We start from the raw sequence: 18,986 nt of genomic DNA, 5'->3' as shown, positions 1-18,986 counted from the left end.
GTCTATGGTGCGTCGAGTATAGGGGTGGGGCTACAAGCCATCAATGCGCAGGTTCAAGCCGATGCCAGAGGCTAAGGTCGACCTCATTAAGTATCCTGGCTTACCTCGCCTTCGGAGTCTCCCACTGGCGGGGAAGCCTGATCAGCGATGAATCCACGATCTCGCCAACGACGACGAACAAATGAGTTGAAGTCGTAGGGATCTTCGAGATCCAAATTATCTGCGTGGTCTGAGACGATGATCTGGGGCATCAAGCCTGTTTCTTTCTCTGTTTCCACACAGAACGCCGCCAGCTGACTGAACATGTTGTTCACTGCCACCAGATCTGCATCCTTTTTGTCGGATCTGTTTGCTGCCTCGGAGGCTTTCGTAGCCTCGAATGCTTTGTGCTTGTCCAGCGCCGGGAAGTACACCTGGGTAGGTTGGTCGAGGAAAAGAATTGGCGGGATCCTGCAGTCTTGGTCGTCGTGTCGCGCAAATTGATAGTGCAACGCCATGAAGAGCGCCAGATGAGAGTAAAGCCAATTCGCGCCACTGCCCATGGAGCGCAGGTAAACCCGCTTCTCATCGCTTTGCTGGTACCAAAGCTCAAATGTGGTGAGGTCAAATTTAAGCTTGCAGGGTGTGTAGGTTTCTTCGAAATTGAACCTGTCACCGTATCGAGCAAGCGCTGCATCAATTTTCTCAGAAAGGGCGGCTACCTTGGTCTCTACGTCGTAGGCCTTGATCAACCGCTTGAGCTCTTTCACCTCTGCCCTGAGCTTGAGCTCTTGTTCGCTGAGCGAAATGCCCGATTTCAGCTTTTGACTCCTCAGTCCGATCTCCAGCTCCACCTTGACCGAGATCGCCTGTTCATTGGGGTTCTTGGTTGTCGTGAGCTTTTCAAGTTCGGCGTCGAGGGGGTCGATGGCGGCCTGGATTTTAGCGAGCGCGTCGTTGAATTTACCGATCTCTTTGATGAGGGCGCGCTCTTCGTCGGCGTAGCTCTCTACGGCATAGCTTGAGAGGTTTAGCTCGCCATTAAGCCAGGTAATAGCGTCAAAGAGCTTACCTGCCGCTACAGCGGGTAGATCGGTGTGAGAGTCACACATCGGGCAGTGGGTATGTGAGATCTGAATCGATTTCGGCGTCCCGTCTGCCCGCATAGCCTTGGTCAAACTCTTCGCAGATATTATCGATTCACGCACCTGAGCAAGTTGTCGAGTAGCTGCCCTTTTCTTCGGCAAGATCACGGCAGCGGCATCCTCGTGCGCCTGACGTTTTGCCTCGATCGAATCCGACTGGAAATTGATTCGCACCGCGCGCTGGGAAATTTCTTCTAGATACTTCTGGGGTTTGGCGTAGAGCTCATCTGCTGTGGCGTTGGTGAGCGGATGACCGGCCAGGGCTTCGTAGGTATCAAGGAGGTGCTGGTAGTGTTCGACAACCTCTGTCTTTTTCTTCGCCTCACGAGGAATCTGATTCTCGATCTTCTTGAGCGCATCCTCGGCGATATTCAGCTCTTTGACTTTGTCAAAATAGTCTTCATGCACGAGCCCCATCAGGATTTTGAAATGCGCGATGGCTTGCTCACGCTTTTCCTTCTCATCGAACCGATAAAAGACGGCATGCTTGTTGGCCACCAAATTTTGGTGTTGGAGCATGAAGCTTGCAAATGTGCGAATTGAAGGCGTGGGCGATTTCGCCCCGGGAACATTCAGCCTCCAGGCCTCCTCATCCACGTTCTTGAGGGTAATGTTGAAATATCGGCCGAGCTCTTTCTTGAAGCGTGCCTCAGGATACTGATGGCGCTCCTCGGTGAACCGTTCTGGGGTTTCCTGTAACGCTTCGAGCAAAGCTTGATGAGTACCTGGCCATTCCGTGAGGTAGCAGCCACCATCCGAACTGGTTCGGGCCGCCACCAGTAGATGGCTCGGGAACTCAAACGCGATGAGGTAGATCTTCGCCCGTTCGGTGATGCGTCCCACGGGTATGGTGTTTTCACTCGCACCAAGGCAAAAATCGAAAATTTCCAAGATCGCGCTTTTACCCGTGGAGGATGCGCCAGTGATGATGTTCAGCCCACGCTCAAACGGGACGTGATGCAGCTGGTTGTCAGTATCCACCACGCCGATGCAACGCAGAAAACAATTCATAGTGATTTGAGCCCTAACATCCTGTAAATCGTAACGATATGCTCTGTCCCAAAGATGGTAGCCAGGCGTTCAGCCGCCTTCATGATCCTTGGATTGGCATTCTCTGCTCTGTTCTCATCATGTAAGGTCACTCCCAACCGCTGGTCGAAGCTGATGCATCCCTCGGCGGACAGGATCAGTAGACAGTCGTTAGTCAGTGACTTCATTTGCTGGACTCTCTCGACCAGCCCGGCCAACCTCTCGCGCTTTTCGCACATGGTTCGCAGCGAGCTGGTGCTCTTGGCCTTGTGGAGAAAATCTTGAGTAGGTGGATACAGCACCAGCGGGAGAATGAGGTAGCTCAGCAGCACATCCTGTTCCGTGGTCTCTCTGTGGTTGTAAAACTGGTAGATGACGGGCGCCAGCGCGAGGGGCGATCGCTGCAGCGTGTAAAGATGATCGAATGGGCGAGCATTCATTCGTCCCATAGCCTCCAATGAAATTCTTCATTTCGGGTGCCAGGCTCTTCATCCGCCAGCAAGTGATAGATGCCGTTTCGGAACGTTTGAGGAGTGTCTTGGAAACTACACAAGGGAGTAACTGGGGCGGCGCAGCTCTCCGAGAAGAAAAGGCGAGAAGCCGCCAGCTTGGTCGACCTGTCTGAATGTGTGTCCAGTTTTTCCATGGCCGAATCTCTCGCCCAAAAAGCGGCCTCGTGATGATTATCTTGGTAACGTGAAATATCTTCTGGGCTAACTGAGCAGTCCCGGATCATCCCTGAGACGTGCTCGTGCGCCTCAAGCAAGTTCAGGGTGGCGCGTGATAAATGTTTCTCCGCTCCGATCTCGATCAGCTTGCGGGCAAACCGCCGGCTTCGCATGTGAGGCTCAGCTGCCTGACGGCTAATTAGCTCAGTGTTGATAGTGGGGAAGGTCACCGGGCCCACCATGTGTCGTTTGGTAAGCTCCTGGAGCTTGGCGTTGAACTCGCGACCCTTGATTTCCCAGCCCTGGGCGATACGGGTGGCGTCCATCATGAAGCCGAACAGGTCATTGACGTAATCATCTTTCCGGTTCGGGTTGATGCCACCCAGTTTCTCTTTTTTGTACGTGGCGATAAGGGCGGCCAGGTTTTGCTGCTCTGGCAGAATCCGAATCTTGGGGATAACGGCGAGGAGTGACTCCCGCATCTCCGTGCTTAAGACAGCTTTGCGTTGCGAAGTGAGCTTACCTTGCTTGGGACTAGTACCATCAGAGGGCAGCTCCGACTCCTGCTTACGTGGCTTGCGCTTGCCTATCGCCGCATTGATGGAGGTGAGCAGACCTAGGCGTTGGGAAGGGTCGCTCTCGTTCCATCGACTAAGCGTTGATCGACTGCCGAAGCTTTGCGTCGTAAGTAGGACTAGCTCCTCAAACCGCTCATGATCGAACGCCGGCTTGAGCCAGTTATGCAGAGTATTCCAGAAATTGGTATGCCCGTCGGAGAGGTCGTCTTCCCACATCTTGACCTCTACAGCGCCCTCCCGATCGACGGCAACATCGCCAAATACCTCGATCCAGAGGGATTGATCATCTTCGAGCTTGTGACAGTACTCGATGGCGACGTGGATCTGGTACTTGATGGCTTCGAAGAGCTTTCGAGCTTCAAAATCGATTGTTGACTGCATGGCTAACCTGGCGGGTGCCCGAAGCACACCTCATTATTATTGCCATGAGGACATTCGGGGGATGGTGAATCCGAGGCTACTGCGCGGCGGCTCATGCATATTACCGTGACCAGTGGCAGATGGCCATTTTGGATCCTGATTGAGCTGCCAGTTCGCCCATTGGAGTACGCCAAGTTAGCACTGTGCACTCGGCATCCTTGGACAGGAGCGGCAGGTCATGCGCAGCGAGCTATGGGGCAAATCCCAAACTACCTATACGTCAGTCAAGTCCTGTGGGCCCAGATAAATGATGTCGATCATGCTCGTGTCTTGGCCAACGTTGACGCGCAGCAATCCCTTCCGGGCGGGATTCATCGAATTCTGCAGAGTTCCTAGGAGTGCGCCGTCAACCGCTAACACTTGCGCTTTTCCTGCATGTTCGTACAGCTGAAGCGGGGTACTTGGAGGTGGTGAGGCGTCCAGCCAGTCGACCTTTCCCCAATAAGAACGTTTGGCCCACGTGTGACTCTCACGCGGCTCGAAACTGCCCATGAAGTCGAGCCAGATGTTCCTCGTTTCGGCGGTCGGCCAATTGGGCGAAGCGTTTAGCTGTGTCACTTCTTCTGAAAGAAGCCAGCTCCGGAGCCCATCACTTGTATCGAATGTGGCTCCGGTATCAGTGACGGCCTTGATGGCAGCCATCCTTGAGCTGAAGCCCGCTTGAATCAATAGTGCCGCTGCCCGGTTCAGCGTTCCAGTTTCAACTGCTGCGACGGCCAAGCCAAGCTCAAAATTATCGAGGGGTAGTTCAACGACCGTATCATCGTTAGCTTCTGCCCGAACTCGGATCGCTTCCATTGCCCAAGGCAGGCGATAGACAAGGCCGTTCTCTATAAATCTCAGGGTTTCTGAGGCTTCATCAGCAGAATGGCTGGTTATTGCTTGACCTTGCAGCCATCGCTTTAGAATGTCCTGCCAGTTTGCAGGTAGTGCGTCGGGCATGAAGGGATAAAAGGAAAACACGTGTTGAGCAATAGCAGTGAGAGCATCGATTGCAACGCTTTCATCATCCTGGATTATTCCCGCGTTCGCCGTCACCAGCAATAGATTGAGCTCCTCTGCCAACGCGTCAAGAGTCTTGCCTGTGGCCAGCCCGATACCTGCCAGAAAGTAGCCTCGACGCTGGACGGAGCTAGTTTGGCTCCAAATCAGTGTGGCACGTGACCTCAGACCTGCTTTCAACGCATTCTGAGTGTTTTCATCACAACGAAGTAATCGGCGATGCCATAGCGAGGATTGAAGGATATCGTCAAGTGCAGACTCAATGTTGCTGTCCTCAACGTCACTTCCGCCGATCAAGCTCAGGACAGCCGTGTCGAGAGTGGCCACATGTCGTTCCCAGGCGGCCCGAGCAGCCTGGCTTTCCTCAGGCTTCTCTGAGTCAAGCTCAGGGAAGCTCCACGCCATCGCATTGTTGGCGACGTACTCGACTAACGCGTCAATATCGCCCCCAATTTTTTTCGACATGCGCACTAGCAGCGTGCCAACAAGCTGGACTAGTCCGCTTTCCATGTTGCGGGCGCCTAGGTCACTGATCAATGCTTCCCAATTTTTCCGTCGCTGTCCTGCCTTGTCGAAGATGGGGAAAAGCACCATACCTTCGACATCGACGTAAGCTCGTCCTGCCCGACCAATAACATTCTTGAATTCAGAAATATCAATTGGCTCGCCCGATCGGTGCAAGGAATGCATCACCACTGCGGTGGCAGACAAATTTAAGCCTTGCGCCAGGGTAGGTGAGGATATTGTGACCCTGAGAACACCTTCGCGAAGCAAGCGCTCAACCTCCTTGCGATACGCCGTAGGCAACGCCCCGTGATGCAGCGCAACACCCAGGCGCAGGCATTTCAGGATCGAGCTCTCTGCTCCGAGCCATTCTTCGCCAAGTGCGATGGCAGTCCTCAGCGTGGCGGGATCAACCTCAAGGAGAGATCGGAGCGCTTCGCGCTCGTAGAGATCAATAATCACATCCGCATAAGGTTCGACGCTGCTTCGTTGTGGGCAGAAGATGAGTACGGTTTGCCCTTCATCAATAAGGCGCCAGGCTGTAGCGAGGCAGAGTTCGCGTTGATCATTAGGAAAAATCTTCGTCCGGCGGCGTTTTGGCCGCACCCAGGCTGGGGGAACGCTCCCCTCTAGATAACGTTGCACCCAAGGGCGCTCATCACCAACGCGCAGACTGAGACGGGCGGTGGAGTTGGAGGCATTCCAAGTGACTTCACCGAACCGAAGCCGGGTAGGGCGCCAATCGTTTTTGATCAGATCGCCTGGGTGATCTTTGCGCAGCCAGTTAGAGAAGTCTTCCAACTGATCGCCATCTGGAAGGATTGCCGATAGACACACAATTCGGCGTTGATCAGCGTCTGCACGACGCAGCAAGCGTTGGATTTGCACTTCGTAGCGTACTTCACGTTCGTTGAGACCTATCATATGGCCTTCATCGAAAACCAGCAGACCGACGTCGTTCAGGAGGTCTGGGTCATTGCGCAGGGCAAAGTCTATTTTTTCTGGTGTTGCGACGATGATGTTTCGGCCTCTGATTGAGTCCTCATCAATGCCGCTGACACCAATGCTTCCGTAAAGCGCAGAGATCGTTTTACCAAGAGGCCCAAAGCTTCTCTGCAGAGTAACCTCAGTCTGAGCGGAAAGCGCCCGCAATGGTGTGATAAACGCGACACGCTTGCCAGCAGCCAGGCACCGAAGGATGCAAAGCTCTGCGATTCGGGTTTTCCCCGCGCTGGTAGGGAGCGAAACCACGAGATCGTCAGTTTGATCAGATGCTCGGTGGGCAGCATCGATTTGTGAGGGCCAAAGATCAAGCTCAGCACGAGGTCGCTGGTGCAGTAGGGCAATGAACAGCTCTCGGAGCTGTGGCCACTCGGCTGCCTCTCCTCCGGTGGGTTGAGGCGGTACATTAACGTGGAAAGTGTTAGACCACAGGTCTGTGATCAAATGAATCGCAATTCGGTACGCCCACCACTGGGGAAGCAGGTTCATTTCACTGGAAATGGCGAGGCCAGTTCCAAGCCGATCCTTCGCTTGCGTAAGCAGTACTTCTTCACCCCGTTCAAGCGCGGATATGAAAAGCGCCATTCCCGCCATGAACGTATCGGTCAATGCAGTGCTGAGACTTTCGAAAAGGAAGTCGTCGCTGTCCTCCGAGGGTTCTCCTGCAGCCTCCAACCTGTCGAGGTTTCCCTGAACCTCCGCAGCGATGGCAGCGTCGCTACCTTGCCCAGATGCACGATAGTCGAAGACCATTGCGCGAAGCTCCTGGAGGTTGCGTCGCATAAGCAAAGCGAGTGCACGCTCTATTAAGCTGAAGTTATTCTCAGCTACTACAACCTGGAGCAACGAGTAGGCCCTAGCGGAGAGGTGCGCCAGGTGGTAGCTCGCAGCTGTCATGACGAAGTGAAAGTCTCGATCTATTTCCTCGGGATTGCCCTTGGAGATCACTGCCTCAAGAGCTGTCGCCGCATGTTCGAAAGCCGTGCGAGCTTGCGCTGAGTCGCCCTGAAGATCTCGCAACCTTAACCCCAGGCCGAGTAGGGAGTAGCCGTAAGAGTGCAGGTCATAGCTAAGCTGGGGCGCGAATTCAGGGGCATCAGGGGGGAGCACACCGTCTCGCCAGATAATTGCTCTTGCTTGGCCTCGTGCGATGAGGCAGCCGCGGAAACCTGGGGTTGCCGCTTCGGCAATGGTCGCGACAATTGCTTCAGATGTTGTTGGCATTGACGATCACCCGGTCATAGACAGCCGCAACGAACAGGGGGTGCTCATCCACATGCAAGCCTACAGCCCATTGCTTGATAGCCCCCGGATAGCGTTCTAAAGCAGCGGTCAGAAGCGCCTCAGGCGCATTGCCTGAAAAAGTAAAGAGCAGATGCCGAACGTCCTTAGGCTGTATACCGTCGATAAGCTGAGCATCATCGATAGCATCCGCCAACGGTTCATTGCCTAACTCCAGCAAACGCTCGGCGATGAACGCGAGCGCGTGAGCAGAAGGCAAACCACCGTCCTTATCAAGACCTTCGCGAGCCTCGGTCAGCACTTGGTTGGTGAGCTTGGCGCGGCTCTTTGCTTCTGCCTTGATAAAGACCAGCCGGTGTGTAGCAGGATCCTCCAGCATGCCAATGACGTCATCACCTCGCATCGCCATGTTCCGGTGGTCTTTCCAGCGAAGTCTCTTGATCAACGCCCGAAAGCCGCCGCTCTGCGTATCAATCCACTCCGTTGCATAGATTTCACCGAGGTCACCTGATCGAATCTGCTTGGACGTCGGAAGCTTCCCTTCAATTAACTCTGCTGCAGCCGGCTTACCAAGACGCGCAAGTGCACGTGCTATGCGTTCTTCTGAGGCGTAATGCCCTGGGATGACAGAGGCGGTTGCTTCAACCCCTGTCTGACGGTTGGCTATCTGACCCGTCAGCACTCTGCGAAAGTGGTTTCCAACAGGCTCATCAGCGCAATCGCACCAATCGTTGAACTGCACCATCTATTTTCTTCCCTGAAGACTTTTTCGCGATTTGATGAAGCTGTCTACGCTGCCCAGCAAAGGCGCGTAGGGGCCGCCGTGAGTATGAGTCTATCCGCGCGGGGCAAGTCCACGCTATTCAAATTCCCTTTAGACGGCCTGGCATTCGATCACGAACAGATAGCTCCCTATGCCTACCGCAGTATTTGTCGTGAGTACTTCGTCAAAGAAAACGCCGCACGCTCTCTAGCAGCGATGATCGACCACCCTGACGTACCTCAGGCAAATCGCCGATTGCTGGTGGGCTCAGCTCAAGGGCAGGCTTTTGGTTTTCAACACCTCCACCGACACAAGCTCATCTACGATGCGGCGATCTCAAAGCGGAAGCGATGCCGGTCTGAAAATCAAGTATTCTGATCCCAACCGGTTCGTTGCTTGGAAGCGCACGTTGAGGCCAGATATTCCCAGGGCTCTGACTGACAAAGAGTTCATTGACATGATGCAAGAATTCAAATTGGCAGGGCAATGGATGCAAGAGCAGTTGGCGCTGAGTCGTGCAGCTCAGAGCGCTGCAGGCCCGGAGCAGGGCAGTAATAGTCCTTCGGAACGACAGGATGCCGCGTCGGTTATCCATCCACTGACCGACGTGCGAAGGTAAAGCGGCGGCTGCCCTAGCAGGCAGTGCTGCACCACGAAGCGTAGTGCCAGTGCGGCATCATCATTGGCTACGATTGCATGAGGGAAACGAGTGATTTGGTTTTTGGGTGATGTTCATGGGCGCTTTGATCATGTGATCAGGCTGGTGAAGCTTCACCGTCCCGAAGCAGTGGTGTTCCTAGGTGACCTCGAATGCAGCTTGCCCCTGGATATGATCCTGCGCCCGATCCTCGACATCACTGAGATCTGGTTCATTCACGGCAACCATGACAGCGATCGTCCGGACTACTGGCATAACCTCCATGGCTGCGGCCTCGCTGATCGCAGCCTGCATGGCAGGGTAGTGGAGATTGCTGGCTGTCGTATAGCGGGGCTAGGTGGCACGTTTGAGTCGCAAGCCTGGCTACCAGGCAGCCCTGATACCGGCATCCAAAATTACGGGGACTTTCTCGAACGCCTCGCGCTCAGACCTCAGCACGAAGACATCGTAGCGACGAAGAAGCAGCACGCGCTTTCTGCAATCTACCCGGACGACTACTTCTCTCTTGCGATGGAGAAGGCAGACATTTTGGTTTGTCACGAGGCTCCGAGCTGCCACCCGCACGGCTTTTCAGAGATCGATGAGCTCGCCCAGGGAATTGGCGCAAAAATGGTCGTGCATGGACATCATCATGATTGCCTAGATTACAGGTCAGAATGGACAAAGCTGGGGTTCGAGGCTCATGGCGTGGCGTTCAGATCCATCATGGCCATCGATGGCTCGATCATTACCTGATAAGTTGATAACGGCGCTGGCGCTATGTAACCAGATTTCATGTTGCACCAACGAGTGGTGTACGTTGACCATCCTGACTCACCTAACGGAATGGCCCAAGCTTGATCAATTCGGAGAGCAGCGGATGCGAAGGAAAGGACGCCGGCAGAGAGCTCGAACTGGGATCGCAAGGCTGATCACCAAGATCGAACGCCTGGAATCGAACAGAGTAGGGAAGCACAGTCTCCGGCTCCGACTGTGGGGACGCATGACTGGCCTAGCACGTAGCATAGGTCTGGCGCTGATTGGCGTTAGGCTCGTTGACCAAGCCCAGCGAGGACGTTGAACCCGGGAATCTCTCAGCGACGATGCCCGCAGTTAAGAGATCGTACCCAGGCCATTGATCTCGTTTGATCTTGACACAGCAACATACCCGACCTGTACATCGCCAAAGCGGAGCGAGCCTTCAGATGAGCACCTTGCCCCCTGATCAACACGACCGTTACCTGGAAATACTCGAAGCAGCAAAGAACCTATTCGGCTGCGACCTTGATGCAGCTCTGCAATGGATGGCGCGCCCCGTTACAGCGTTTGGTGGCAAAGCTCCTGCCGCCATGATCACAACGAGGCTGGAAACGGACACGGTCATCGAGTTTATCAGGCGCCTGGAGCATGGGTTTGTTGCGTGAGTTGCCTAGACGATGCCCTTTAGGTGGAAGTTTGGACATTGAGCGGAGCCGCCCAAGTAGTGCGTCCGGAAGTAATGCCGGAGCCAGCTAAGGTCTCTGAGACGATGATGGATCCCAGGCCTCGCAAGCTGAAAAGTAATGACTTGGTGCTCTTCTTGGATTACGACGGCGTGCTGCACCCTGACGCTGTGTACCACACAAAGCACGGGCTGGAGCTGCGCGCACCAGGTGAAATGATGATGCACGCCCACATCCTCACAAGTTTGCTGCAGGACTTTCCGGAGGTTCGGATAGTGCTGTCCACGAGTTGGGCCAGGCTTCTGGGCTACAGCCGAGCGAAGGCAGCACTGCCGGCCGAGCTGCAAGCACGCGTAGTGTCGGCTACCTGGCACTCTCGAATGACTCGATCCCCAATAGAGGGATACGACAGTTGGTCGAGGCATGAGCAAATACGTGCCGCTGTTACACGCGCTGGCATCACCCGTTGGCTGGCAATTGATGATGATCCTGATCACAGTTGGCCAGCTCGCGACCACCGCCTAATACGTTGCGAACCCACGATGGGGCTAGGCAGCGAGGCTACTCAGGTGGAATTGCGTGCCAAGTTACAGGCGCTGGTAGACACCGCTGCTGGCTAGTACTGATGACCACCAGTGCGCAGGAGGAGATCATCCGAACGAAACCTACTCGGCCGACGGCGAGGAGGGGTTCTCGCGGACTACGATGAGCATCTGGGTGCGTTCTATCAGCGCGAAGAAGGCGTCGGGCAGGTCAGAGCAGGTGCTCAGCAGGCTACGGAGCGTGCCTAACCTGCATGGGCATGAGGAGCTGCTGGGGGAGCTGGCGCGGGCTTCGGTCTACGATGAATCTGAATCGGGGAAGGGATCTAAGATCCTCCCCATCGCATGCTTCACCTTGTAAAAAAAGCTCCTGGCTCAGCCCCAGCGCCATGGGGGCAGCTATCAGATCCTGAACTCCAGTTGAGGCCGAGGAGGGCTCCCCACCACCGAGCAAACATTAAATTCATAGCTAACATCGTGCGCAGCCGGTTGAGCTAACCATTGCTCGACCTCGACATCCCAGTCCGAACTACAGAAATCTGTATTGGGCCAGTAATTATGTAGCTTGTCGTAATCAAGCTGCAGGGCTCTGGTTCTCTCGGCCGTACCGATCACGCACCAAGCTGCACGCATGCGGTCTTTCCATGTCGGCGCAGACAATATGTGCACCGGGTCGAAGGGTTCAAACCCCAGGGCTGCGACCGCCGCATCGAAACCCAGCATGGCCCCGATTGGCCCTGCTAGATCTGCTGGATCTTCGGATAGCGCATCAACCCAGCGCAGTAGGTAACCGAGCGCTTGAAAATTACTGAGCTGCCGGCTCTCGTTCTTCTCGATGGCATGGGTACAGACCTCGCGGCTGCCATTGGGGATTTGACTGTGCGAATGGTGGATATTGCTTTGGGCATGGGCGCACCTTCTTGTTCTTATCGTTATGGGTCTTTCCAGGATACGAATGGAGCAACGGGCGTGGCTAGGCTTAGGTCGCGGATCCGATCAGGGTAGGGTGAGTTGAACGAACACTAACTGCTAGGCGAGCAGTCCTCGGTTCATCAGTCAAATCCAACCTTTGCCCGGGGCGCCCACACCTCTATACTGGCCTTTTGCCGCAAGATGCTAAGGAAAACCATGTCACTCGTTTGGAAGCCATGCGATCAGGAAACTGCACCGGAAGGCTTGTACTGGTTCCACGTCTCTACCTTTGAGTCAGAAGAATACGTGGATGAGGACGGTGAGATTGCAACGCGATCTACGGGAAGGGTCATCAACGAAGTGGTGCTGGCCGACCACTCCAAAGATGGATCACGCCATTCGTTTCAGGGCTTCAATGCTGGGAAGCATGGAGCAATGGGGTTCGACAACATCCATCACTACGCTGAAGTAGAAAGGCCCGACGTACCTTAAGCGTTTGATGGGGAGGCCTACCTCCCCATCGACAGTGCGCATCAACCTCATCCTCATCAGCTTCTACAGTCGCAGATGTATTGCTTGGAATGCACTTCCATCCCAGTGCGCTCAAATGTCTAAAGGAGTAGGAGATGAGCATTTTCAGCTGGCTGTTCAACAGACCCAAAGCTGCCAAATCCGAAACCGCAGCAAAGCATCAGTCCGCTCAGGCTCAATCCCTCAACGCTCAGCCAGAGCTTCGGGCCGCTCCTCAGATCCGACGAGATAAGCTTTTTCTCACTGTCGAATCGCTTGATTTCTCGGGCATCTATCAGCTGTCAAAGTCCAAGAAATGGGCGATCGCCTGGCGAGACGCAGATCCATCCGCGGGTCGGGGAGGTCACAGAGAATCCGGCTTAGGGGCTTACGTGCTTGCAGATGTGAGCAGCGGTATCGTTGTTTGCCATGGGAGTATGCCTAGGCCAAACAATGGCCATGTGTGTGATTCCGGCGTGTTTTGCCTGGAAGATTGGCATTTTGGTAGCACCCTGTCTGGGACGTTCAGCGTTTTTGATCCCAGCGGTTCTGTGATCTTAGCTAAAGAGCTGACGGCAAATATTCTCACCAGTGGTATTTCCAGGCACGGGAAATACGCATTCTGCGCAACCGCCAACAGCCCAACCGATCATGGCAACAAGGTGTTCCTGTTTGACCTGGTCAATCGGGTCGAAATGTACAGCGTCACTCCGAAGGCCGGATGGCCTGATAGCTACGAAGTGGACGAGAGCACAGGAGAACTCATGGCGTTGTTCAAGGACATGGGGAGCTTCCGGTACAACGTCCACGGCCAATTCATCGATGCTGATCAGCTCGGCGATGCCCACCTCAACTCATCCCGTTACGACCGCATCATCCTCGCCGCAGAAAAGATTTTAGGGGAGGGCGACCTGACAGACGAGCGCACCCTGGAAGTCCTGACCGCTGTAAAGCGTGCTCGTACACTCGGCGCAGATGAAAACCCTGCCTGGAGGCCAACAGCGCTCAAAGTCCAGGGGCTTGCGCACGAGCAGCTGGGCCAGTACCCGGAAGCAGTCCAGGTCTATGAGGAGGCGCTGGCTTTGAATCCAAAAATTGGCGTTAAGCGCAGGTTGGCTTCGGTGAATAAACGGATCAAGGCTGAGTAGCAGGGGCCGCTACCCATTAACGCCCATTCTCCCACTCGGATTGATGACCGCTTGGCGTAGCGCAGTTGTCCCCTGCGAAATCAGGTTTGAAGCGCCGATGCCTTAACGTCCTGATGGCTCTGGGCTGTGAAGGTATGGCTGACTGGGCATTTGAATCTGTGCAGGACGGGCGGCTAGACACCCAAACTGTCGCGCTTGGCCGGTGCAACGACGGCTCGGCATAGCAACCAGGAACGTCAAAGGTCAATTATTGGCATAGTCGATCTCTCGCAACCGCACGGGTCTGCGAGCGATCAAGACATGCGGCTCAGGCCTGGTGGGGTGTCATCGCTGAGGGAGCTGAATTTTCGGCCCCCCCGGCACCTGGGGCCAATTTCTGAGCAGTTTTTCTCTTTCAATATATGCTTAAAGCAGTCCTTGGTTGGAGCCACAAATATTGCAGGGCGCCTACGGATTTTCGGCATTGTACCGAGATCTGTAAAAATCTATTGAGGCCCCGTTTTAACGCCAGGTCTGAGTTACCAAGGTTGCAACAATCTGGATTTTGAATCGGACGGGCGGTATTAGGGGGGGAGGGTGGCGCAGTACACTCTCCCTATCGGATCACGAAGGTCAAGCATCGGAGTCCTTATGAGCCCCTCACCACACGGTTTAGTCGGCATCCGCCTCGCAGAAAAGCAGATCGAAACGCTCAAGCAACGGATTGATACGCTCCAGCAGGATCCAGGCTATGCGCAGGACGTGGAATTCTACGGAAAGCTTCAGGGGCTGATGCAAAAATTCGGATTTACCTCTCAGGATGTGGTGGAGCTGCTGATGTTGAGGGGAGATCTAGAGCTTGCACCGAACCTAACCGTATCGCGTTTGAGGCACATCTTCAGCCTGATCGAGGGTGAGGCGCGGGTAGAGAGGGGTGCATGAAGATGGGTGAGAGCCAAGGCAAAACGATCCATCAGAAGCTAGGCCGGCTGATCGAGCTGAATCAGGACATCGGGCTGCGTTATCGTTTGTCCTGCGAGCTGATGGAGGATCCGGGAGTGGCGGATTGCTTAAGGTTTCTTGGGGAGCTCGATCACTTAGCGCTTCAGTACGGGTTTAGTCCGAGCGAAATCATTGCGCTGCTGAACGCGGAGGGCAAAGAGGGCGTGATAGAAAGATCAGAGCCGGTGGGGTCTGAGCCTCAGATGAAATCTTGAGATCTATTTCAATGAAGCATTATCGCCCAACTCAACTAAATGAATATTTAGTCGAGTTATATGGAGACCATGCTTTGAACCCGATGTTAGTACGATGCAGCGGCGAAGGATAACGGAAACCTGGACGATGAATTCTGCAAGGAGCCATTTAATAGCGGTAGAAATCTCCAAATGGCTGCTGTAATCGATGTTGGCGTGGGCTCTGCTCAGAATCTAGGACGCGGGACGGCTAGACCGCAGCGGCGGCGATATCGGCAAGCTAAATCGAAAGGTACGAGGGGTGTCCAGCCTACCCAATGGCGTCGATCCGCTTGGTGGGATGGCAAAAAATGTATCCTCGATGACCTGATCATCCACCTGAACTCGATATGCGGTAGTTAAGGGATATATTGGAGTTTTACGCATTAAACACTAAAGGTGCCGCGCCTCAGATTTGATGCCATGCATCTCAGATTACTTCCTTGATGCCAAGCATCCATGTTCGCTTCCTGCAAACTTTTAGAACCACTTGTCCGATTTCTTCGGCATGTTTAGAGAAGCGTGGTTTCATGGAACATGGAAGCAAATTTACAAGCGTCGATTCCTGAATGACTTTCTCAACGTCTCCAAGCGCTTTCACAGGATGATTCAAATCTAGGATGGTGACGCAGAGGCATTGAGAGGTTGACAAGCGTGCCGAAGTGACTCCGAGAAAAACGTAGGAAGCGGGAAGTAAAGTGAACCCTATGGAGTCTAGATCTCAAGAAAACGCGATTACTTCCAGGTTTGGGGTCAAGGTTGGTTCGGCGTACTTCTGGTGGAAAATCTGCTGGATAGTCCGGCTGGTAGCGACATACTCTGTTACGTGTAATGTATATTATGTTAAACGACGTGTGTGGAAAATGTTTATTCATTGCGTGCTGTCCTTCTCCAGGCCTTCGGTAATGTGACCCCCACTGGTTAATCGGAAACGTGGACGACTTAATCGGAAAACATTCCACGCCAATCAGTTAGATTGCACAACTGACGTATTATCTCAACCCGGCTACGCCTTTTCTGTCAGTACTAAATTGGAAAAAATCGCTCTATAGCCCTGATTTCTGGTGTCCGCCGCCTGCCAACAAATCACTCCCTGATGTGCCGCGTGGTGAAAGTAAATTGGAAAATACGTCTAGGCGAAGGCCTCTCGCTGATTTAAGCATTTACCCATCGGGTGCCGCCCTTGCCAATGGTTAGGAGCTGCCATCTCTACTGAAGCTCAGTTCCTCAACGGCCCCAAGTCAATCGCCAGGCAGCGAAGGTCAGTAACCTGTGCAACCATGGTGTCGCTGGCCTCGTGATAGGTGAAGGTGCCGAGGAAATAGAACGTGAAGTACCTTACCAGCCGTGCCTGATCGAGAATTTCATTCACATAGCGCCTTGATCGGTGCTGAGTCATGACCTCATCAGAGACCTGGAGAGAGGCATCTTTGTCCGTAACCTTGTCATAGAAGTTGAATACGAAGCCGGCCCCTTCACGCGGCTCAATCCGGCCACCGCCGTTGTAGACGTATCCTGCAGTGTCAGGTCTGGCCCAAGCCACCTTCTTGAAGTACGAACGCAACGGTATTTCACCACGCCCTGTCACGTTGATCGTTACCTCGGGAAAGAGGTCTTTCAAGGCTTCGCGTGTGTCGTGGTAGTAATCCACTAGCTCACGCAAGTCACCGCTTCGGTGCTTCCGATCGGATCGGGTGCCTTCTGCGCCGCCACCGCCCCGTCGACGAATGGCTTCTGCCTCGTCCTCGTCGCCTGGGACGGCTAGAGGTGGGCGTACCACGGGTTGTTCTGGCTGTGTCGGGGGAACAAAGATATCGATTACTGAGGTGAGTTGGCGTTTTGCTAGGCGTGTGCGGGTCTGTAATTCCGATTCTCCGGGCAATGGCGCATCGCTACCTTCGTCCTCATCTGGCAGCATCCATTCGCACTCTGCATGATGGACATAATGCTCGTTGTCTTTGTAATGCGGAGATTGAACGCGCGCTTTGTCGGTCGGGTGGATGTAGTAATTGACGGCTGTAATTTTAGGCACCACCTTGAGCGCCCTGCATTCCGGTGATGAGCACTGGAACAGAAAACGGCTACGTGGCTGGTTTTGGTTGAAATAGGCCTGATGTGCACCGCCAATGGTTAATTCTTTGCCCAGCTCCACACAGAATGCCCGGGTGATCCTTCGCTTCGTTCGCATCGGCAGTCTCAACGCAAAAACTCGAGACTAACGCGCTCAACGCCGAGCGCCAAGGCCTGAGCTAGAGCTGTTAGCTAAGACCTTGGTCGAACAAAGTGTCATCGGGCAAGTGACGTCGGCCCAGAGCGTGACGGATCACGATGCCATTGTAGTCAGTATTGGAGGTGGTAGGCCTGCCTCCTCCATGTAGTACCGAACAATATTCTCCGGTTGCGCAATTCCCATTAGGCCACAGGATTTGCGTTCGCAGCCCCCCCGCTCTTCCAAACCGATCAGCCGCTCAAGCGACTGCTTCGACAATCCGGCCGGGATGGCGGGACGCTCAGTCTGCCTACCGACAACTACTCAAGTTCTTCATCGGCCTCTGGTTGCGGCTGAGTCCAGCCGCGGCTGATGAAGAAGCTGAAAACATTCGTAAACTGGGAATATGCACTTTTGCGGACAGTTTCCTGGAAAAAACTATCCTTTGCTTGATTACTTGGCAAATCATGGGGCTCCGCGTCACGAAGAAGCCCCAACACAAGGCCCTCAGTGGCGGCAGCATTCCAGCACTGGCTGTTGCTCATGAGTGTCCCCAGGAGAAGGTCAAGCTGTGGGCTGGTGAGTCTTCCGGAGAATGGTGCAAGCAGACTGCGGAAACGGATCTCTGACCCTCTGAAACTTCCTGAATCGCCGTAGCTCGAGACAGCCCGATCCCACAGTTCTGGAATCGGCGATGCGCTGATCGCCTGCTCAAGATGAGCTTCACTCATGTCTCGGATCACGCTCAGCAGCCCCTCTCGCAAGGCAGGTACTGAAACGCCAGCGAGAGTCCGATAATCAGGCGCATTCGCAGGGTCAAAATTCGCGGCAGTTTCAACGAGAGCGGTTTGGGTTGCAGGTTCCAGTTGTGACCAAAACGCGGGGAACAACGCCAGCAGGGAGATTGCCCGAGGGCGTGATGCAGGCTCGGCGTTGTCAATGAGCCTCAGGATCGCTGTGCAGATGTCTGGCCAAGCGTCAGGAGCCCTATTGCGCAGAGCCATGAGGGTATGGGCAATTTTTTGCTGGTGCGTCTCCCACTCTGGAGGAGTTCCTTTCAATAAGGATTTCCCCAAAACTGTGCCGAAATTTTGCACATTCTGCGTCTTGATGCGTTTCAAATACCGTTGATCCACATATTCATGTATCTGATCAGGGGATGTCGGAAACCCAGCTGACTGGACATCCAGGCTGTAAATGTCATAGATCGCTTTTCCTTGGCGCGGCTCACGCGACAGCACACAATCGATGACATTGACAATGTGAAGCCTAACCAGCTCCGGTGATGGTTCGAAAAGCTCAGCTTCGGCTGAGAATGCAGGGTGTGCGCACAAGTGCCTATCTAGTCGCAAACGGTGCAAATGACGCTTGGCGATCGGGTCAAGAACCTGCGTCGTGTCCGTAGCATGATCAAGAATTTCACCTCCAGAGTCAACAATTTAGGAATATTGTCAGCTGCAGTGGCCGCGTCCCACTGCCTGATGAATTGAGCAGCAGCTGCATCCCCTTGAGCGCTGATCTCACGATATTTGGCGATCAAATCGTAGGCTAATGCAACCCAAAGTGAAGTGAGTGATCCCCGTAGAGCCCCGGCTTTGTAGGCTTTGATTGCATCGAGAAAGTAACGCTTGGAAGCGGGATTTCGAATTTTTGTGACTAGGATGTCTAAATCTACGAAGCCAATATCCATATGTACGCATGCCCTGCCATATTGAAAGATAAACGCTAAGGTCACCCAAGCATCCTCGCGTCAAAATGGGACTATCGACTGTCGACGACACGCCCCCCAGCGAGGAAAACGAATTGGAGCGTCCCGAAACTCAGCTGGCGCGAACTTATCATCCACAAGGCGCTTGAGTACCTGATAGCTGACATGAGACCGTAGCTGCTGCCGGACATGGATGTAACTGCTATCCGTGCGCGGCACATTGGTGTTCGGAAGGACGGTCTCAAGCACAGCAAATGTCTCTGCTCCGACATCCTGTTTGTAGACGCGGGTCAAGCTATCCAAGCCGGGCTTTCGGCGGTAGTTTGTCACTG

The 18,986-nt window shown here is 54.2% G+C and carries 15 protein-coding genes; 7 read left to right on the top strand and 8 right to left on the bottom strand.

The features are described from left to right. Positions 1 to 86: 86 nt before the first annotated feature. From BW979_RS17615 to BW979_RS17595, 5 genes are all read right to left on the bottom strand, one after another. Positions 87 to 2,135: a DUF3732 domain-containing protein gene (locus tag BW979_RS17615; RefSeq protein ID WP_076384759.1), complete on the bottom strand. Its 2,049-nt coding sequence runs from the start codon at positions 2,133 to 2,135 to the stop codon at positions 87 to 89. After that, positions 2,132 to 2,593 carry a three component ABC system middle component gene (locus BW979_RS17610; RefSeq protein WP_076384757.1) on the bottom strand — a complete coding sequence of 154 codons (462 nt, stop codon included), beginning with the start codon at positions 2,591 to 2,593 and terminating at the stop codon, positions 2,132 to 2,134. The genes BW979_RS17615 and BW979_RS17610 overlap by 4 nt, the downstream gene beginning before the upstream one ends. Then, positions 2,590 to 3,780 carry a hypothetical protein gene (locus BW979_RS17605; RefSeq protein ID WP_076384755.1) on the bottom strand — a complete coding sequence of 397 codons (1,191 nt, stop codon included), beginning with the start codon at positions 3,778 to 3,780 and terminating at the stop codon, positions 2,590 to 2,592. Before BW979_RS17605 ends, BW979_RS17610 begins: the two co-directional genes overlap by 4 nt. Before the next feature lie 252 nt (positions 3,781 to 4,032). Beyond that, positions 4,033 to 7,551 (bottom strand): DEAD/DEAH box helicase, encoded by a 3,519-nt coding sequence (locus BW979_RS17600; RefSeq protein WP_076384753.1) that lies wholly within the window; start codon positions 7,549 to 7,551, stop codon positions 4,033 to 4,035. Next, a complete protein-coding gene (locus BW979_RS17595; RefSeq protein ID WP_076384751.1) occupies positions 7,535 to 8,314 on the bottom strand; it encodes a Hachiman antiphage defense system protein HamA in 780 nt (259 codons plus the stop codon). The genes BW979_RS17600 and BW979_RS17595 overlap by 17 nt, the downstream gene beginning before the upstream one ends. 727 nt (positions 8,315 to 9,041) lie before the next feature. On the opposite strand from BW979_RS17595, the gene BW979_RS17585 reads away from it, so the two are divergent. The 3 genes from BW979_RS17585 to BW979_RS27635 all read left to right on the top strand — a co-directional run bounded on the left by BW979_RS17585 (position 9,042) and on the right by BW979_RS27635 (position 11,031). Beyond that, positions 9,042 to 9,725 (top strand): metallophosphoesterase family protein, encoded by a 684-nt coding sequence (locus BW979_RS17585; RefSeq protein WP_076384747.1) that lies wholly within the window; start codon positions 9,042 to 9,044, stop codon positions 9,723 to 9,725. Positions 9,726 to 10,174: 449 nt separating this feature from the next. Continuing rightward, the gene (locus BW979_RS17580; RefSeq protein ID WP_076384745.1) at positions 10,175 to 10,393 is read left to right on the top strand and encodes an antitoxin Xre/MbcA/ParS toxin-binding domain-containing protein; all 219 of its coding nucleotides are present in this window, start codon (positions 10,175 to 10,177) and stop codon (positions 10,391 to 10,393) included. 74 nt (positions 10,394 to 10,467) lie between these two features. Further along, positions 10,468 to 11,031 (top strand): HAD domain-containing protein, encoded by a 564-nt coding sequence (locus BW979_RS27635; RefSeq protein WP_331717226.1) that lies wholly within the window; start codon positions 10,468 to 10,470, stop codon positions 11,029 to 11,031. Between the two features lie 324 nt (positions 11,032 to 11,355). Here the strand turns inward: BW979_RS27635 and BW979_RS27840 are convergent, their stop codons facing one another. Next, on the bottom strand, positions 11,356 to 11,676 hold the full coding sequence (locus BW979_RS27840) for a hypothetical protein (protein WP_231990580.1): 321 nt from the start codon (positions 11,674 to 11,676) through the stop codon (positions 11,356 to 11,358). Between the two features lie 405 nt (positions 11,677 to 12,081). On the opposite strand from BW979_RS27840, the gene BW979_RS17560 reads away from it, so the two are divergent. The 4 genes from BW979_RS17560 to BW979_RS17545 all read left to right on the top strand — a co-directional run bounded on the left by BW979_RS17560 (position 12,082) and on the right by BW979_RS17545 (position 14,719). Continuing rightward, positions 12,082 to 12,357: a hypothetical protein gene (locus tag BW979_RS17560; protein ID WP_076384743.1), complete on the top strand. Its 276-nt coding sequence runs from the start codon at positions 12,082 to 12,084 to the stop codon at positions 12,355 to 12,357. 134 nt (positions 12,358 to 12,491) lie between these two features. Then, on the top strand, positions 12,492 to 13,523 hold the full coding sequence (locus tag BW979_RS17555) for a tetratricopeptide repeat protein (protein ID WP_231990579.1): 1,032 nt from the start codon (positions 12,492 to 12,494) through the stop codon (positions 13,521 to 13,523). Positions 13,524 to 14,153: 630 nt separating this feature from the next. After that, positions 14,154 to 14,444: a hypothetical protein gene (locus BW979_RS17550; RefSeq protein ID WP_076384741.1), complete on the top strand. Its 291-nt coding sequence runs from the start codon at positions 14,154 to 14,156 to the stop codon at positions 14,442 to 14,444. Beyond that, a complete protein-coding gene (locus BW979_RS17545) occupies positions 14,441 to 14,719 on the top strand; it encodes a hypothetical protein (protein WP_076384739.1) in 279 nt (92 codons plus the stop codon). Before BW979_RS17550 ends, BW979_RS17545 begins: the two co-directional genes overlap by 4 nt. 1,237 nt (positions 14,720 to 15,956) lie before the next feature. Here BW979_RS17545 and BW979_RS17540 read toward each other — a convergent pair. Next, positions 15,957 to 16,925 (bottom strand): hypothetical protein, encoded by a 969-nt coding sequence (locus BW979_RS17540; protein WP_076384737.1) that lies wholly within the window; start codon positions 16,923 to 16,925, stop codon positions 15,957 to 15,959. 341 nt (positions 16,926 to 17,266) lie between these two features. After that, a complete protein-coding gene (locus BW979_RS17535; protein WP_156893505.1) occupies positions 17,267 to 18,067 on the bottom strand; it encodes a hypothetical protein in 801 nt (266 codons plus the stop codon). Between the last annotated feature and the right edge of the window lie 919 nt (positions 18,068 to 18,986).

Origin of the sequence: Pseudomonas sp. A214, from assembly GCF_900156295.1 — a bacterium.
Classification (GTDB): Bacteria; Pseudomonadota; Gammaproteobacteria; order Pseudomonadales; family Pseudomonadaceae; genus Aquipseudomonas; species Aquipseudomonas rhizophila.
Note: the sequence above shows the minus strand (reverse complement) of the source record. Positions and strands in the feature narration are given on the sequence as shown.

Excerpts from the sequence above, each read along its gene's own strand:
- BW979_RS17615 (WP_076384759.1), bottom strand. The coding sequence starts at position 2,135 with ATGAATTGTTTTCTGCGTTGCATCGGCGTGGTGGATACTGACAACCAG.
- BW979_RS17610 (WP_076384757.1), bottom strand. The coding sequence starts at position 2,593 with ATGAATGCTCGCCCATTCGATCATCTTTACACGCTGCAGCGATCGCCC.
- BW979_RS17605 (WP_076384755.1), bottom strand. The coding sequence starts at position 3,780 with ATGCAGTCAACAATCGATTTTGAAGCTCGAAAGCTCTTCGAAGCCATC.
- BW979_RS17600 (WP_076384753.1), bottom strand. The coding sequence starts at position 7,551 with ATGCCAACAACATCTGAAGCAATTGTCGCGACCATTGCCGAAGCGGCA.
- BW979_RS17595 (WP_076384751.1), bottom strand. The coding sequence starts at position 8,314 with ATGGTGCAGTTCAACGATTGGTGCGATTGCGCTGATGAGCCTGTTGGA.
- BW979_RS17580 (WP_076384745.1), top strand. The coding sequence starts at position 10,175 with ATGAGCACCTTGCCCCCTGATCAACACGACCGTTACCTGGAAATACTC.
- BW979_RS27635 (WP_331717226.1), top strand. The coding sequence starts at position 10,468 with ATGCCGGAGCCAGCTAAGGTCTCTGAGACGATGATGGATCCCAGGCCT.
- BW979_RS27840 (WP_231990580.1), bottom strand. The coding sequence starts at position 11,676 with ATGCTGGGTTTCGATGCGGCGGTCGCAGCCCTGGGGTTTGAACCCTTC.
- BW979_RS17560 (WP_076384743.1), top strand. The coding sequence starts at position 12,082 with ATGTCACTCGTTTGGAAGCCATGCGATCAGGAAACTGCACCGGAAGGC.
- BW979_RS17555 (WP_231990579.1), top strand. The coding sequence starts at position 12,492 with ATGAGCATTTTCAGCTGGCTGTTCAACAGACCCAAAGCTGCCAAATCC.
- BW979_RS17550 (WP_076384741.1), top strand. The coding sequence starts at position 14,154 with ATGAGCCCCTCACCACACGGTTTAGTCGGCATCCGCCTCGCAGAAAAG.
- BW979_RS17545 (WP_076384739.1), top strand. The coding sequence starts at position 14,441 with ATGAAGATGGGTGAGAGCCAAGGCAAAACGATCCATCAGAAGCTAGGC.
- BW979_RS17540 (WP_076384737.1), bottom strand. The coding sequence starts at position 16,925 with ATGCGAACGAAGCGAAGGATCACCCGGGCATTCTGTGTGGAGCTGGGC.